Genomic DNA, 16,975 nt, shown 5'->3' with positions numbered 1-16,975 from the left:
CTATCTTTTGTCAGTGAATCCTCTTCCCATCGATATTATTCTTCCTCAACTTCGTTCGACAATTGAAAAGAACAGGAACGTTGTCCTTTCCGCAGAACCGGGAGCGGGGAAAACGACACGCGTACCTATTTCTCTGCTCAATGAACAATGGCTAGAGGGGAAAAAGATCATCATGCTCGAACCGCGAAGACTTGCGGCGATACGTTCTGCTGAGTATATGGCTGAACAGCGCGGTGAAAAGGTCGGAGAGACGATTGGTTATAGAATACGGGGTGAAAGTGCCATTGGGAAATCAACACGACTGGTAGTAGTGACGGAAGGTCTATTGACGAGGATGCTGCAGGAAGATGCATCACTGCCTGGTGTTGGATTGATTATTTTTGACGAATTCCATGAGCGAAGTATTCATGCTGATCTTGGTCTTGCACTGACGCTTGATGTTCAGAACCATTTGCGCCCTGATCTTAAAATTGTGGTGATGTCTGCAACTATTGATGTACATTCGGTCTCATTATTATTAGGCAGCGCACCCATTGTTAAAAGTGAAGGGAGAAGCTTTCCAGTAGTTGTCCATTATTTGCCGCAGAAGAACGATGGACCTGTTGAACAATTAGTTACAAATACAATTAGCAGGGTTCTCCGAGAAGAGGAAGGAGATGTATTGGTGTTTTTGCCGGGACAGCGGGAAATAAGAAAAGTGGAATCTCTTCTTGAACAAAAAGAGCTTCCTGCCGAAGTGAATATCCATTTACTGTTTGGTGATGCATCGCCGGAGAAACAACGAGCTGCTTTGCATCCATCAAAAACTGGAAAACGAAAAGTTATTCTCTCAACCAATATTGCTGAAACGAGTCTTACCATTAACGGTGTCCGCATTGTCATCGATTCTGGATTATCGCGCAGCGCAACATTTGATGCGCGCAGAGGAATGTCTGGTCTTGTTACAACCTCTGTTTCACTAGCCTCCGCAGAACAACGAAAAGGGCGTGCAGGAAGAGAGCAGTCAGGAGTATGTTACCGTCTATGGACGGAACATCATCACACCAATCTCCCGAAATATTCTCAGCCGGAAATCATCATTGCAGATCTCGCCCCGCTGGCGATGGAACTTGCACAATGGGGAGACGGAGAAGGAGTTCATTTACAGTTCCTCGATCGACCGCCGGCTGCACATCTATTACAAGCGCGAGAGTTGTTGCAATATCTCGGTGCATTGGATAAGAGTGGAAATCTTACTGCGCATGGTAAATTGATGTCTTCACTTCCTCTCCATCCCCGATATGCCCATATGTTGATCAAAGGGAAAGAACTTCAATGTGGTGAACTTGCGTGTGAACTTGCAGCATTGCTGGATGAAAAAGATATTTTGCGTGGGAAAAATGATGCCGATATCGATCTTTATTCCCGTTATGTAATATTCAAAGAAGGTAGAAAATCTGAAGGATCTTCAATCCAACGGATTCGTGACCAATCAACACGGCTAATGCGTATGCTTGGTCTGAATCGAGGACATTCAAAGCATCAGTATGATCGTCTCGGACTTTTGCTTGGGTTGGCTTATCCTGAACGAATTGCTAAACGAAAATCCAGCGAACGATATCAACTTGCCGGAAATATGGTGGCATCGCTGCCGAAAGGAAGTGTACTTGCAAAGGAAGAATACCTTGCTGTTGGTGAAGTGGACGGTGTGGGTAGCGATATTAAAATCTTTTCTGCAGAACCAATCTCAAAAGAAGATATACTTACAACGTTTTCCGAACAAATAGAACTTAAAAAAGAGTTACGATGGGATGATAAGGAGGAGTGCATTATTGCTCGGCGTGTTACGGCATTTGGATCAATCGAGATTGCGGAAAAACATTCTCAGCCAGACGCGGAGGATGCAAAAAAGATTGTTATTGAGGTGATACGAAGAATGGGAATAAATATACTGCCGTGGAATAAGGAATCTGAATCGCTTCGATTCAGGAGCGAATGGTTACGAAAAAATAAACTGATTCAGAACTGGGTCAATCTTTCAGATGAAAATCTCCTTTCATCAGTGCAAGATTGGCTTGCTCCGTTTCTTGACGGAATAACCCGCAAGTCTCAATTGTTGAACCTCGACATGGTTGAAGTATTGCGTTCGCTTTTTGTTTATGAACAATTAAAAGAGCTCGATCATCTTGTGCCGACTCATCTCACTGTCCCAACAGGATCGCATATTCCAATAGATTATTCAGGAGAACAACCGATCCTGGCTGTTCGATTGCAGGAGATGTTTGGCGAAACAAAAACACCAACGGTCGGTGGTGGACGAATAAAAGTATTGTTGCATTTACTTTCGCCTGCCAGACGACCGATTGCCGTAACACAAGATCTTCCGAGTTTTTGGAAGAACGCTTATATTGATGTAAGAAAAGATATGCGGGGACAGTATCCCAAACATTATTGGCCGGAAAATCCGTTAGAAGCAGAACCTACCACAAAAACGAAAAAGAGGATGGAGGCAAAATCGAAATGAAACTCCAATCGTTAGCAGATCTTGAACAATTACTTTCCGATTCGGAAAGAGAAAAATTACACGCAGAGAAACTTTCGACAAAAAAGATTCATTCAGGAAAGGGAAATACTCTCCGTGTTACGCTCGAGACGGCTGGACGCAAAGGAAAGAGTGTTACTGTTATTTCAGGATTGCAGCATAATCCGGATACGATGGAAGAGATCGCGCGTATTTTGAAACAACATTGCGGTGCGGGAGGAACGGTGAAGAATGGAACAATTGAGATCCAAGGAGATCAGCGTGAAAATGTATCAAAAAAGCTTAGGCAAATGGATTATGTCGTAAAATAACCGGAATCCCATTGATCACAATCTTTTGAACGTATATCCACGTTTTTTTAACTGCACAATTAATGCTTCAAGTTTAGCATAGAATTTATCACTTCGTTTTTCACTGGTTCCGATATGCGAGAGAAGTAGAAAACCGTTTAGTCCCGATGAGTTATTAGACTCATACCGTAAAATGCGACTGAAAATAGAATCTGTTGATATGTAATTTGGCATATCGGGAGTAGTATAGTCTGCATTGGATGAAGTGCCAGGTGTAAAATTAATTAATTGCAATCCAAGCTCATTTGTCCAGTCTGAAATAGTCTGGTTATACCACTCATACGGAGGAAGAAAATAAGGAGCAGCAGATGAATGTATGCCAAATGCCTTCATCGCTTTATAATTATTTTTCACATCATTATTAAATTGTTCCTTTGTAACATGCAGTGAATCACGTTTTTCCCACGACGCATAGAGCAGATGCTTGTCCGAATGAGCCCCAAGATAATGTCCCTCTTTCTTTAATTGTTTAATGGTAGAGACAAATTTCTTTTGTCGATAAAAATCACCAGTAAAGAAAAATGAGGCTTTCACTTTATTCTTTCGCAGAGCATTTGCAATCTGTTTCCCCCCATCGGCAAATTCATGTCCGGTAAAAATAAGATAAATCTCCTTCGCTGTCGTATCCATTCTTGCAATCCCGCCAAGTTGGATTTGATTCTGGTTATTCAAAACAGGCAGTGATTCTTCCAATGATGAAAGATACATCGTTAAACTTGCTGTGCCATCCATTGTCGGTTCGTTATTTGTATAATCTCCCCAATCATCATGATAGACGGCAAGATCAGATTGAAATTCAGCATACGGATCAGCTTTTGTCAGTTTGATGTATTTTTTATGCTGATCAAAAATTGATGCTCGTACCGGACCATCAATGAGACCGCCATTAATGGGATATTGATAGACATGTGTCAATGCAGAGTGTGGATCAACCGGTGTGTCTGCAAACGAGGGGAGTCCGACGATCATGCTTGTTCCCCAAGGATTACATCCAAATAACCAATCGCGCAACGATGATTCCATCTCGATATAAGATGAATCATGTGAGAGTGATCGAAAAAGATATAATTGTGTCAGGAACGAACTGATAAGATTATTGGAACACCAGATGAATGGGATACCTATCTGAAAGGCATTCGAGTTTCCTTTTTGATACACTTTTTCAATGCCGTCGCACAAAAAATCTGCGAACTGTTTAGAGTGTTTTATAGATTGATGTGCAATAAGAGAATGTCCAATATTTACGAACGGATACCATTGGTAATGTCTGGCCGTATCTGCGCCGAGCCAAGGAGTCGTTTTTTCCTGCTTGCCAAAATATATGGCATCGTCTAAATAGTTTTTTGATCCCTGAATTGTAAATAACTGAGCAGCTGCCAATTCCATATCATCCACCCAGTTGTCTTCCTCGTAAAAGTAAGGTGCCCTGCAGGGAGCGGTCTGTGATACTCCCGGAAATTTCTTTGCAAATTCGTACGCTTCCAACGATTTTGTTTTTAATTTATCGGCAAAAGTAGGATAATATTGTTGCAACACTTCGGAGCCAAGTGCAAACGATGAAGAGAATTTTGCAACAGTCGATGCAACGCCAGTTGTTCTGTTCTTATGCTGATATATTCCTTGCGGTTGTCCTGAGATAAAATAAACGGGACGCTCTTTTCCTTTGCCGTAATGTACGGTGTCTTCCGTCGGCAATCGAAAACCGCGATGATCCCGATCGTCGGCAATTTGATTAAAAAACATTTCCGGCTGCGGATTCATCTTCACAAGCCAATCCAAACCCCACTTTGCTTCATCAAGGATATCGGGAATTCCATTTTTTCCTTTTACTCCGTTTATACCGAATTCATCCCCGAATGATTTGGGATGTTGTGTATAGGCGAACAGCAAGTGATATACCGCAGTAGCCGACGTGGTGACATATTGAAGATAATCCGAAGCGTCGTGCCACCCACCGGAGACATCAATGTGGGTGGAGTCGAGAGAGGGATGATAGATGATAAATCCATCATTTGTGTGGCACGAATCTTTCAAATAAGGATTGTAACCGCTCCTCTGCTGCCGCATGTAATTCAAAAGAAAATCAGCAGTTCCATTATAGATATCTCTGGCCACCTTAAAGACCGGTGAACGGACATTATCAACTGATATATAGAAAGATCCAAATTGTTTGAAAGAAGAAAAATTTAATCGATACGTACTTAAAAATGGTCCATAAGCGCCATAACTCATTGTATTTGACGAAGTGTAAACTATTTCATCAGTCAAAGCATCGTGCAGCGTAAATGACGAAACATTTGTCGATGTATCTTTGCTCACAAAAACGGCAAATTTGCGGGACTCGGGAGTATACCCTAACAGATTTGTTCGGATCCAGTGCTGACAAGTAAGGAAACAGGGGAGTACGATAATTAAAAAGAATGCATTTTTCATTTGTTTAGCCTAAAATTATTTTAGAACTTGTATCAAAATGTGCAATCAATATTCTAAAAGCAAAATGATAATATGACGTTGTTTATGTTGTTACCGTTCTATACGAATTGGACGAATTGGATTTTTTCATAATATGGGAAATATTTTTCCATTTCGTTTCCACACCTCGCTGCGCTTTCGACTGTATGTGTATTTCTCAGCAGCAATTGGCGCGCTTTCTCTTTTCATCTTTATTTATTTCCCTCAGAAATACAATGAACAAGCATTGACATCTGCCAGAAATAAAGCGATCTCCATCGCAGAACTTTCGGCGGTGAGTGTTGCGATGCCCTTGTACGTCAATGATAAAGAAGGAATAGAAAATGTTTTTGAATCGATCAGGCATAATAGTGATCTCAGCTTTATCATGCTTGTGAATGACAAACAAGAATTGATTGCAGGGCACAACGTTGAAGCGGCAATCGGTTGTAAATATTTGGAGGCGACTGAGAACGGAGTTATTGTTCCCGAACGCCGGATCCTGATGACAAAGGTGCCGATTAAATTTGAAGCAAATATTGTTGGTTCTATCTATGTCGGATTTGCCCTCGACAGTATTTTCCTAGAGATTAATGAAACAAAAGATACCATTGCGTTGATCAGCGGGTTGATATTTCTTACCGGATTAATCCTTGTCTATATTATGACGGTGATTGTGACAAGGCCGATTGAAAAAATGGCGAACACGTTTCAACAGGTAGTTCAAGGAAATTTCTCACAACATATGACCCCCTCCGGGTACGATGAGATAGACCGTTTGGGTAAATCATTCAATCAAATGGTTGATGAACTAGCCGCTGTTCAAGCGGAGCTGCATTCCATCAATCGAACGCTGGAACTTCGAGTAAACGAACGAACAATTGATCTGCAAAGAGAAATTCAACATCACAAAAAGACGGAACTTGCACTTCGCGAAAGTGAGGAGCGTTTTCGTGCTCTTGTTGAATTATCACCGGCGGCCATTGTTGTTTTCACCGACGGGAAATATTTTTATATCAATTCCGCAATCCTGAGTATATTTCGCATCTCTTCGTTTGAAATAATTCAAGAGAAGGTGTTAACGGACTTTATGGGAAACACTCAGACAAAGCAATTCAACGAGATGCTTCATCAGATTCTTTATGGCACAACGGTCAATGTCCATTCGGAATTCATTTTTCATCGTGATGATGGGAGTGAGTTTATTGCGGAAGTCACGGCGATAAAGCTCATTTATCAAGGAAAAGATTCTGTCCAAATTTTGATCCGCGATATTTCCGAACGGATCAAAAATGAACGGCAGAGACTGGAATTAGAACAACAATTGCTGCATGTGCAAAAAAAGGAAATTATTGGAACTCTGGCGAGCGGTATTGCTCATGATATTTTGAATATTCTCGGCATTATTGGTACGGCCATTAACAAATTGCTTTTTCTAAAAAGCATCGACGAAAAATCCTTGATGGATAGTGCAGAACAAATTTCAAAGGCAACAGATCGGGGCAAAGCATTGGTGAAACAATTACTGACGTTTGCAAAAAAGACGGAACTGAATTTTGACGTTACGCAAGTCAATGCCCCGGTCTCTGAAATTATTAACGTAATACAAAGAACCTTTCCGAACACAATTTTCATCAAGACTCATCTCAGCGAGAATTTACCATTAATTCGCGCGGATAATAATCAACTCCACCAAGCATTACTGAATCTTTGTTTGAATGCGCGCGATGCAATTCAAGAGAAGGGAAAAATTACGATTGAAACATCGGTGAAGAACGCATTGCGCATGAATGGAAGCATAACAACGAATGGAGAGTATATCTGTATTTCAGTTTCAGATACCGGTATTGGTATGAATAATGATGTCTTGAAAAAGATTTATGAACCATTCTTCACAACAAAAAGCGAAGGAACCGGTTCTGGTTTAGGTTTGGCAATGGTGAAAGGGATTGTTGAAAATCACAAGGGATTTATCGAAGTAGAATCCGAACTAGGAAAAGGGACAACCTTTCGATTGTATTTTCCAATTTAAAATAAAAAACTCTCGTCTATGACGAGAGTTTTTTATGTATAGATCAAAGTTGTTTCCTTAGAACAGTTTTACGATCCAGTATGATATTGCACCAATCGCCGCCGCTGCCGGTATTGTAACGATCCAGGCGAAGATGATGTTGCTCGCTAGTCCCCACCGCACTGCCGAAAACCGCTTTGTCGCTCCAACACCCATAATAGCACCACTGATAACATGCGTTGTGCTGACGGCGATACCGCTGAATGCTGTAACGAGCAGAGTAATTGCGCCCGAAGTTTCCGCGGCAAATCCTCCTGACGGTTTTAATTTTGTTATCTTTTGTCCCATCGTTTTTACGATTCTCCATCCGCCAAAAAGTGTTCCCATGGCGATTGCGGCGTGTGAAGATAAAATAACCCAGGTGGGTACTTCAAACGTCGTTAAATAACCGGACGTAATCAGTAACGTGGTGATAATGCCCATGGTTTTTTGAGCGTCGTTTGTTCCGTGCCCTAAACTGTATGCAGCGGCAGAAACAAGTTGAAGCTTTCGAAACCAACCGTTAATTTTTGATGAAGGTCGCTTGTGAAAGATCCACATTAAAGCAATCATAATAACAAATGCCATTGCCATACCCATTAATGGTGCAATAGCAATAAAAATAATGGTGTTTGTCCACCCGCTATAGATAATCGATCCAAATCCTGCTTTTGCCACTGCCGCTCCGGCGTAACCGCCGACCAGAGCATGAGATGAGCTGGAAGGGATGCCATAGTACCATGTGATTAAATTCCAAGCAATCGCACCTAACAATCCTCCAAGGATGACAAACTCGTCGATCAGTTCAAGATGAATTAAACCTTTGCCGACGGTTTTGGCAATATGCACATCAAACATAAATGCAGCTACTAAATTGAAAAACGCCGCCCAGACAACCGCTTGTCGTGGTTTCAATACACGGGTCGACACAACAGTGGCAATAGAATTTGCCGAATCGTGGAAACCATTGATGAAATCGAAAACAAGAGCGACGATGATGATGAAAATAACCAACGTTAACATAGTCGTTCTTTCTTAGGCGTTTTTAATGAAGAGAGTCTCAAGTACGTTTGCAACGTCTTCGCATTTATCTGTTGTTGTTTCAAGATTTACAAGCACTTCTTTGGTTTTAATCAGTTCAATGGCATCGGTTTCTTTGTCAAACAATTCTGCAATTGCGTGATCGAAGATCGTATCGGCATCATTTTCAAATTGGTTGATTTTTTGAAGGATCTTTTGAAGTTCCTCTGCACGGCGCATGTCGGCCACAAGAATGACACCGCGTTGAATTTCTAATGCAGATTGGTAAATAATTTCAGTAAGGCGTTGGATATCGGGAGAATTCTTTTTGATTTTATACATGTGGAAACGTTTCGCGCTGCCGTCAATATAGTCCAATACATCGTCGAGCGTTGATGCTAGAAGATGGACATCTTCTCGGTCGAAAGGAGTGACGAACGTTTTGTTGAGTTCGGTGTAGATTTCATGCGTGATGGAATCCGCTTTTTGTTCAAGATCTTGTATTTTTTTTACCGTTGTTTCGCGTTCGTTGTTTGCCTGAGAGGGGAGAGTTCGTAATGTCTCTGCTGCTTCAACAATGGCACGTGCAAGTTTGTCAAAAAGGACGAAAAATTTTTCGTCGTGTGGAAGTAACGCTTGAATCATTCTGTCGAGTCTCATAATCTGACCATATATGATAATGATAGGAAAGGTAAACCGCGTTCAAACATACTCAAGAAACCGTTAAAAAGAAAGAGAACAAATGTTAAGGAATTGTTATCCTGTTTAATTCGATAAATTTTCATAACTTTACAAAGTCCGCGCAAAATTCATATATCCCGGAGTATACCATGAATAATTCTCGCCGTTCGTTCTTCCAGAAATCCGCCGCTGCTTTTGCAGCATCATCAATGTTATCGACAATTCCTTTTTTTCACATCAATTCTCAGACAAGCAAAAAATTGAAAATGACATTTCGACCATACACGCTGGAATTGAAACATGTCTTTACGGTTGCGGCATTCAGCAGAACAACAACCCCGGTTGTTTTGGTGGAGATTGAATATGACGGACTTGTTGGTTATGGCGAAGCATCAATGCCGCCGTATCTGGGAGAATCGCAAGAGAGTGTGATCGCATTCTTGAAACGTGTCGATCTTTCAAAATATAGTAATCCATTCGATCTGGAGACAATCCTTGCCGATATTGATGCGCTTGCATTTCATAATACAGCTGCAAAAGCTGCGATTGATATTGCTCTTCACGATCTTGTCGGGAAAATAATTGGTCAGCCCTGGTATAACATTTGGGGATATGATAAAAATAAAGCTCCGAATACAACATTTACCATTGGTATTGATAAAGCTGATGTTGTGAGGGAAAAAACAAAAGAAGCAGCCGGATTTAAAATCTTAAAAGTGAAATTAGGGAAAGAAAATGATAAGGAAATGATTGAGTCCGTTCGCGCTATTACCGATGTTCCGTTGACGGCCGATCCGAATCAAGGATGGAAAGACAAGTTTTATGCGTTGGATATGATCCACTGGTTAAAGGAAAAAGGGGTGGTCTATATAGAACAGCCGTTGGCGAAAGAAAAATATGATGATCACGCTTGGTTGACAGAACGAAGTCCTTTGCCTATCCTCGCTGATGAAAGTTGCCAGCGGTTGAGTGACATATCGAAAGTTAAAGGAGCGTATAGCGGCATCGTTATTAAATTGATGAAGTGTACCGGCATGCGTGAAGCAAATAAAATGATCACGCTCGCTCGTTCTTACAACATGAAGATCATGTTCGGTTGTATGACAGAAACATCCTGCGCCATCTCCGCTGCGTCACAAATGTCACCGATGGTGGATTGGGCCGATCTGGATGGGATGCTATTGATCAAGAACGATGCTTTTACTGGAACGACTGTGAAGGATGGGAAATTAATCTTGAGTGATGGGGCGGGTATTGGTGTGAAAAAGATTGCATAAGCATACCGCCTACTGACCGACGCCGAGGGAAGTATGTCGCACATAGTGGAAATAGAAGTAATGGAAATAGTTATTCGGGATGCATATCAATGGAAAATGTTGCACGGTATTATTCAATCTCCGGAAACACAACATATCAAGTGGAACAAATCAAACGAACGAGCTTGACATCTCTTATTGTCGTGTTGCTAACCGTATCGGGCTTACGCAAGACGTTCGGGACGATTACCTCGATTTTTGTTTTGTGAGGAAATAGTTTATGTTTTTTTTACCGTTTAAAGATTTTTAAAATGGCTCAAGAGAATATACTTTTAAAAGTATTTGATTTATTGAAATATGTGATACCCGTTTTTAAAAAAACTTCCGCAAACACAAAAATTTATAGAACAATTCCCCCTCCTTTTTAAGGAGGGGCTAGGGGTGGTTGGGTTGTAAATTTCCACCGCCCCTCAAATTCCCTCCTCAAAGAGGATGGGATGAGTACTATGATCGAAAAACTTTTTAACATAAAATCCCAAAAAGAAAAACGCAAATATCTTCGCAACAACGCCACAAACGCCGAGAAAAAGCTCTGGGTATTTTTACGCAACAGCCAACTCAATGAAAACAAATTTCGCAGGCAACACGGAATTGGTCCATACATTGTAGATTTTTATTGTCCTGAATTAAAATTGGTGATTGAAGTTGATGGAGAAATTCATAATACAAAAGAAGCAAAAGAGTACGATGATAAACGAACAAAATATTTTCAGTTGTATCAAATTTCTGTTTTACGATTTAGAAACAATGAAATCTTTAATGATGTAGAAAGTGTATTGCAAGCAATTTTAGTTAAAGCAAAGGAAATAATTTCCACCACCCCTTAAATCCCCTCCTCAAAGAGGAGGGGAAATGAATCATTCTTTACCCATAGTTTTTCTCACTTCCCACAGCATCACCGCACTGGCACTGGCGACATTTAACGAGTCGACTCCTTCTCTCATCGGGATCTTTACAAACGTATCGCATAGATCCAGCACTTCTTGTGATATTCCGTGACCCTCTGCTCCTAAAACGATACAACTCTTTTTCTCAATCATTGCGTTTTGAATATCAAAGCTCTTTGGGTGGGGGTGTGCTCCGTATATTGTGAAGTCTTTCTCTTTTAATCGCTTGAGTTCATCTCGAGTGTTATGAATATAAATGATCGGAAGTTGAAAGATATTTCCCATCGAATTGCGAACTGATCGTCGCAGATATGGGTCACACGAGGTGGGGAGCACCATTAACGCATCCACATTAAAACAGACGCAGTTTCGGACGATTACTCCCATATTTTCTGCATTAGTGATTCCATCGACCAATACTATCAACGAACGATCCTTTGTCTTTTGAATGAACTGATCACTAAGCAAGTGTGCGGGAACTGTTGCCAATCCCATAATCGATTGATGAAGAACGTGACCAACAATTGTTTCAAGAAGTTTCTTTTCACCGATGAACACATCGATCATATTCAAGTTCTTTTCAATCAAAGGATGATAGATATCAAACCAGTCTTGAGAAAGCAGTACGGATCGAACGGTCAACGAACTTTCCAACAATCGAACGATGACTTTTTCACCTTCTGCAACAAAGATTCCTTGTTCCAAATGTTCAATTGGCCGCCGAAGCGTTCGATATGGTTCCAGCTCCGGTCGTTCTAATGTATTGATATGATTGATTGTTGTTATCATCTGCTTTGGAAGTATAACAAAAGTTTGGTATTTTTATCATAATTATTTAAGGCCTAACAGGTTTTAAAAATCTGTTAGGTCTGTTTTTTAATTTAATAGTATTGTAATGTCCGTTCGCACTCGTTTTGCCCCTTCACCTACCGGTTACCTTCATGTTGGCGGTCTTCGTACTGCACTTTACGCATATTTATTTGCAAAGCAACATCATGGAACATTCATTCTTCGTATTGAAGACACCGATCAATCCCGCAAAGTGGATGGAGCAACGGAGAAATTGATCGAAGCGTTGCAATGGGCTGGAGTCAATTTTGACGAAGGTCCGGGAAAAGAGGGAAATCATGGACCGTATATTCAATCTCAACGACTGAAGATATATCACGAACATGTTCAACAATTGTTGGAGAATGGGAAAGCATATCACTGCTTCTGTTCGTCGGAGCGGTTAGAACAATTGCGTGCCAATGGAGCGACAATGTATGACCGGCATTGTAGAAATATTTCGTTGGATGAAGCGAAAAAAAGAGTTCTTGCCGGTGAACCAAATGTCGTGAGAATGAAAATTCCTGACGGCGGTGAATTGAATTTCCACGATGAGATTCGAGGAGATGTTACATTTGCATTAGAGACCATTGATGATCAGGTGTTATTGAAATCTGACGGATTCCCGACATACCATCTCGCTGTTGTAGTTGATGACCATACGATGGAAATAAGCCACGTGATTCGCGGAGAAGAATGGCTTCCAAGCACTCCAAAACACATTTTGCTATATCAATACTTCGGATGGTCTATTCCCAAATTTGCGCACCTTCCATTATTATTGAATCCGGACAAATCAAAATTAAGCAAACGCCAGGGTGATGTTGCAGTAGAGGATTATCAGATGAAGGGATATTTGAAGGAAGCGCTTGTGAATTTTGTCGCTTTCCTTGGCTGGAATCCCGGCGATGAACGAGAAATTTTTTCATTACAAGATCTTGTTAAAGAGTTTACTCTGGAGCGCGTGGGGAAAGCCGGTGCAGTATTCAACATTGAAAAATTAAATTGGATGAATCAGCAGCATATGAAGTTGAAATCCGATGCTGAATTACTTCCTCTCGTAAAACCACTGATCCTTGAAAAAGGGTGGAAGACATTCTCGGATGAATACATCATGCATGTTATCGGATTGATGAAGGAGCGGGTCGTTGTTCTTTCAGACTTTGTGAATGCAGCTACATATTTCTTTGAAGAACCGACAGCATATGACGAAACGGCAAAGACGAAGAATTGGAAGCCGGAATCATCTGCACATATCGCAAAATTATTAGAAAAGTTTGCTCTGCTGGAGAAATTTGATGCTGCTTCCGTTGAATTGGCACTCCGTTCAACGGCAGAGGAACTACAGGTTGGTGCCGGAAAACTGATCCATCCTATGAGACTTGCACTTTCTGGAGTTTCCAATGGTCCCTCATTGTTTCATATGGCCGAAGTACTCGGGAAAGAGACAGTAGCTCGTCGAATGAATATTGCGTGTGAGAAAATACAATGAAAAGCATCATCCTTCTGTTCTTTTGTTATTCCTTTTGTTTTTCACAACAAAAAAATTCAGTGTCCCATCTCTCTTGGCTCTCCGGTCTTTGGAGAATGGAAAAAGGGGATAGGGTCACGGAAGAAAATTGGACATCGGTAGTGAAGAATAGAATGGAAGGGAGCAGTAATACCAAAAAAAATAACAACATCGTTGAACAGGAATCAATTGTGATCGATCAAGATGCAGCCGGAGAGATCTCCTATCGCGCAAAGCCATTACGCCAAAAAGGTGCGTCGTTTAAGCTGGTAAAATTAGACTCAACAAGCGCGCTTTTTGAAAATCTCAAACATGATTTTCCTCAAAGAATCATCTATCGGTTTGTTCCGCCAGATTCACTGATCGCAGAGATTGAAGGGATGAGTAATGGAAAAAAGCGATCTGTGCTGTTTCCCTATAAAAAAGTTATCATCAATGCAGATTGATTATCGCATCACCCTTCAATATATTCAATCATCATGAAAACTTTCGACATCATCAAACTTCATAACGCAGTCTTCTACGCATACCATGGTGCGTTGACGGATGAACAGACTCTAGGAGGAAAGTTTGAGATTGATGTGGAATTGTACTGTGATCTTACCAAGGCAAAATTGACGGATGATTTGAACGAGACCGTAAATTATGAAAAAGTTTATTCGTTGATGAAGAAGATAGTGACGGAAAAAAAATATTATTTAATTGAAGCGCTCGCGTATACTATCGGATCCGGCATCATAGCAGCATTCATTCAGGTGCAAAAAGTGATTGTTCGTGTGCGTAAACCGGGGGCACCAATTCATGGCGTTGTAGACACTATTGAAGTGCAAATTGAAACAGTGCGATAATCTATGAAACATTCACTATACCTCGGTCTCGGATCTAATGTGGGGAACAGGGTCGAGTTTATTGCCGCTGCAATCCGGGGAATAGCCGATTTCGATAAGACAGTGGTTGATGCGGTATCGGATGTCTATCAAACCGAACCGGTCGGGAATGTTCCGCAAAAGGAATTTTTAAATCTTGCCATTTCCGTTCGCACAGATCTTACGGTGGAAGAGTTTCACAAAAAAATGAAGTGGCTGGAAAAAGAAATCGGCCGCACAGAATCCGAACGATGGGGTCCCAGAGAAATCGATATCGATTTGTTATTATTTGATGGATTAATTCTGAACAGCGATGCCATCAGGATTCCACACGCAGAAATGGTGAACAGAAAATTTGTTTTGCAGCCGTTGTCCGAGATTGCACCGATGGTGCTTCATCCGATTGCGCAGAAATCAATCGAAGAATTAAATAATGAAACGACCGATAATCACGGTGTGGAGTATTCAGAAATGCACACATCCCAACTTTTTGCATTGATCAATGATTCAATTACAAACCCGACCGTCTGATATACGATATATCGCCATCGAAGGGGTTATTGGAGCAGGGAAAACCACCCTTGCAAAAATGATCACAGAACGACTTCAAGCAAAATTGGTTCTCGAAAAGTTTGAAGAGAATCCATTCCTGGAAAAATTCTACGAAGATCCCGATCATTACGCATTTCAAACACAGATTTTTTTTCTTTTAAGCCGGTATAAACAGCAGCAAGAATTGTTCCAGGGAGATTTATTCTATAATTACCTGGTTTCCGATTATATTTTCGATAAGGACAAGATCTTTGCGTACCTTACACTACAGGATGATGAGCTGAAACTCTATGAAACGCTCGTGACGACTATCGAGAAAAATGTTCCGACACCGGATCTTGTTGTGTATCTCCAATCCAGTACAGATCGACTGATGGGAAACATCAAAAAACGGGGAAGAAGCTTCGAAGAGAACATGTCTAATGAATATATCAAAGACCTGAACGAAGCGTATAACTATTTCTTTTTTCGATACAAGACTGCGCCGTTGCTGATCATTAATTCTACAGAAATAGATTTTGTGAGTGAACCGGAAGATTTTGAGGACTTGCTGGAACAGATTCTCAGGAAAGACAAAGCGCCAGTGGAATATTATAATCCGAAAACACGCGGAAAGTCATGATGCTCCGTTTTATTATATGGATGATCGTTATTTTTATCGTTGGGAAGATTGTTGGTCAAATGATTCGGTATATTCGTTTGTTGATGACTCCAAATCGGGACGTTTTAAATCGTAAGATGGACCCGTCGTATCATGGAAAGAAAAACATTGAAGATATTCCATACGAAGAGATCAAGGAAAAACAATGAACACTATTGAACGATTGCTCAAACGACTACTTCTTCAAATTATCGGATTGTTCCGATCCGATCGAAAAATTTCTCCCCGCGAACTTCCCATTAGCCGTTTGAAACGAATTTTAATCGTACGACAGCACGATCAATTAGGCGATCTTTTAATTTCCACACCGACAATTCGTGCGGTGCGGAATCGGTTTCCGGATGCGTATATCGGAATTGTTGTTCGAGAGTATACTGCCCCGCTGATGTGGGATAATCATAATGTTGATGAAATTATTGTCTTCTACGAAAAATTTAAAAAATGGAACTTTCAAATGTTCCGATTCTTTTTTGATCAACTGCGCAGGGATGGCGGATATGATTGCGCAATTGTCCTGAACACTGTCTCTCGTTCTGTCTCATCGGATCTCATCGCCATATTTAGCAAAGCAAAATATATTATCGGCCCGAACCATTTAAAACTCGATCCGGATCTCCCGGAAAAAATTTATAATGTGTTAACTCCGCGGTCGCCGAAGATCCAATTGGAGATCGAACATAATCTTGATATCGTGCGTGCTATCGGAGTGCAGCCTAATGGTCTAGAGTATGACCTTATGATTGACGATGATGATCGAGTAGAAGCGGAAAAGGTCCATTACGGATTGAAAATTGGCGCCGCAATTACAGTGGGAGTGCATTTCGGAACGCTGGATGAAACTCGCCGGTTTCCGCTGGCGAAACTTGCGAAAGTAATTGATTGGATGAAATCTACTCATGAAATGGAAGTTGTGCTCATTGTCGGACCGAATGAAGTAAAAATGCGTGATGAATTGGTGCGTATGCTGAAAACAAAAGTTATTTCGGCTCCTCTGATGCCGTTGCGTGTCTCGGCAGCATTCATTCACAAGATGAATCTCTTTCTATGCAACGACACGGGAACACTTCATATTGCATCAGCCATGCGTGTACCGACCGTTTCCTTCCATAGTCTTAATGACCCTGCTGTGTGGAAACCACCTCATGAACGCCATGTTGCCGTGCGAGCGGAAGATAAAAAAATTACATCCATCACCGTTGAACAAGTGATTGAAGCGATTAAAGAACAGGTAGATCGAATTAAGTCCGCACATTATTAAAGGAGTCTTGTAATTCGAGGAAAA

The 16,975-nt window shown here is 41.1% G+C and carries 16 protein-coding genes; 12 read left to right on the top strand and 4 right to left on the bottom strand.

The genetic code is table 11. The features are described 5' to 3' along the window. The first annotated feature begins 13 nt into the window (after positions 1–13). Together hrpB and WDA22_07175 are read left to right on the top strand one after the other, a co-directional pair. The gene (gene hrpB / locus WDA22_07180) at positions 14–2,503 is read left to right on the top strand and encodes an ATP-dependent helicase HrpB (protein ID MFA5833243.1); all 2,490 of its coding nucleotides are present in this window, start codon (positions 14–16) and stop codon (positions 2,501–2,503) included. Further along, complete coding sequence (locus WDA22_07175) at positions 2,500–2,832, top strand: translation initiation factor (GenBank protein ID MFA5833242.1); 333 nt, start codon at positions 2,500–2,502, stop codon at positions 2,830–2,832. Before hrpB ends, WDA22_07175 begins: the two co-directional genes overlap by 4 nt. A gap of 15 nt (positions 2,833–2,847) precedes the next feature. Here the strand turns inward: WDA22_07175 and WDA22_07170 are convergent, their stop codons facing one another. Beyond that, positions 2,848–5,304 (bottom strand): glycoside hydrolase family 9 protein, encoded by a 2,457-nt coding sequence (locus WDA22_07170; protein ID MFA5833241.1) that lies wholly within the window; start codon positions 5,302–5,304, stop codon positions 2,848–2,850. Positions 5,305–5,437: 133 nt separating this feature from the next. On the opposite strand from WDA22_07170, the gene WDA22_07165 reads away from it, so the two are divergent. Next, positions 5,438–7,354 (top strand): ATP-binding protein, encoded by a 1,917-nt coding sequence (locus WDA22_07165; GenBank protein MFA5833240.1) that lies wholly within the window; start codon positions 5,438–5,440, stop codon positions 7,352–7,354. 57 nt (positions 7,355–7,411) lie between these two features. Here the strand turns inward: WDA22_07165 and WDA22_07160 are convergent, their stop codons facing one another. After that, positions 7,412–8,395, bottom strand: coding sequence for an inorganic phosphate transporter (locus tag WDA22_07160; protein ID MFA5833239.1), 984 nt, complete (start codon positions 8,393–8,395; stop codon positions 7,412–7,414). A 12-nt stretch (positions 8,396–8,407) separates the two neighbouring features. Continuing rightward, complete coding sequence (locus tag WDA22_07155; protein ID MFA5833238.1) at positions 8,408–9,052, bottom strand: DUF47 family protein; 645 nt, start codon at positions 9,050–9,052, stop codon at positions 8,408–8,410. Positions 9,053–9,222: 170 nt separating this feature from the next. On the opposite strand from WDA22_07155, the gene WDA22_07150 reads away from it, so the two are divergent. Further along, positions 9,223–10,350, top strand: coding sequence for a dipeptide epimerase (locus tag WDA22_07150; GenBank protein MFA5833237.1), 1,128 nt, complete (start codon positions 9,223–9,225; stop codon positions 10,348–10,350). Positions 10,351–10,835: 485 nt separating this feature from the next. Beyond that, positions 10,836–11,216 (top strand): endonuclease domain-containing protein, encoded by a 381-nt coding sequence (locus WDA22_07145; GenBank protein ID MFA5833236.1) that lies wholly within the window; start codon positions 10,836–10,838, stop codon positions 11,214–11,216. A 30-nt stretch (positions 11,217–11,246) separates the two neighbouring features. Here the strand turns inward: WDA22_07145 and WDA22_07140 are convergent, their stop codons facing one another. Beyond that, complete coding sequence (locus WDA22_07140) at positions 11,247–12,065, bottom strand: RNA methyltransferase (GenBank protein MFA5833235.1); 819 nt, start codon at positions 12,063–12,065, stop codon at positions 11,247–11,249. Between the two features lie 106 nt (positions 12,066–12,171). Here WDA22_07140 and gltX point away from each other — a divergent pair, with 106 nt between their 5' ends. Genes gltX through WDA22_07105 form a run of 7 tightly spaced genes read left to right on the top strand, consistent with a single transcriptional unit; the run spans position 12,172 to position 16,951 of the window. Then, positions 12,172–13,596, top strand: a complete 1,425-nt coding sequence (gltX, locus tag WDA22_07135) for a glutamate--tRNA ligase (GenBank protein MFA5833234.1) — start codon at positions 12,172–12,174, stop codon at positions 13,594–13,596. Positions 13,597–13,655: 59 nt separating this feature from the next. Beyond that, on the top strand, positions 13,656–14,060 hold the full coding sequence (locus WDA22_07130) for a DUF6265 family protein (GenBank protein ID MFA5833233.1): 405 nt from the start codon (positions 13,656–13,658) through the stop codon (positions 14,058–14,060). Between the two features lie 33 nt (positions 14,061–14,093). Continuing rightward, positions 14,094–14,462 (top strand): dihydroneopterin aldolase, encoded by a 369-nt coding sequence (gene folB, locus WDA22_07125; GenBank protein MFA5833232.1) that lies wholly within the window; start codon positions 14,094–14,096, stop codon positions 14,460–14,462. A 3-nt stretch (positions 14,463–14,465) separates the two neighbouring features. Then, entirely contained in the window at positions 14,466–15,011 is a 546-nt protein-coding gene (folK, locus tag WDA22_07120) for a 2-amino-4-hydroxy-6-hydroxymethyldihydropteridine diphosphokinase (GenBank protein ID MFA5833231.1), read from the top strand. After that, positions 14,983–15,654: a deoxynucleoside kinase gene (locus WDA22_07115; protein MFA5833230.1), complete on the top strand. Its 672-nt coding sequence runs from the start codon at positions 14,983–14,985 to the stop codon at positions 15,652–15,654. The genes folK and WDA22_07115 overlap by 29 nt, the downstream gene beginning before the upstream one ends. Further along, on the top strand, positions 15,654–15,842 hold the full coding sequence (locus WDA22_07110) for a hypothetical protein (GenBank protein ID MFA5833229.1): 189 nt from the start codon (positions 15,654–15,656) through the stop codon (positions 15,840–15,842). Before WDA22_07115 ends, WDA22_07110 begins: the two co-directional genes overlap by 1 nt. Beyond that, positions 15,839–16,951 (top strand): glycosyltransferase family 9 protein, encoded by a 1,113-nt coding sequence (locus WDA22_07105; protein ID MFA5833228.1) that lies wholly within the window; start codon positions 15,839–15,841, stop codon positions 16,949–16,951. The genes WDA22_07110 and WDA22_07105 overlap by 4 nt, the downstream gene beginning before the upstream one ends. Positions 16,952–16,975 lie beyond the last annotated feature (24 nt).

This window comes from Bacteroidota bacterium (genome assembly GCA_041658205.1).
Taxonomy (GTDB): Bacteria; Bacteroidota; Ignavibacteria; order UBA10030; family UBA8401; genus UBA8401.
The sequence above is the reverse complement of the archived record's forward strand: the minus strand, read 5'-3'. Positions and strand labels throughout refer to the sequence as shown.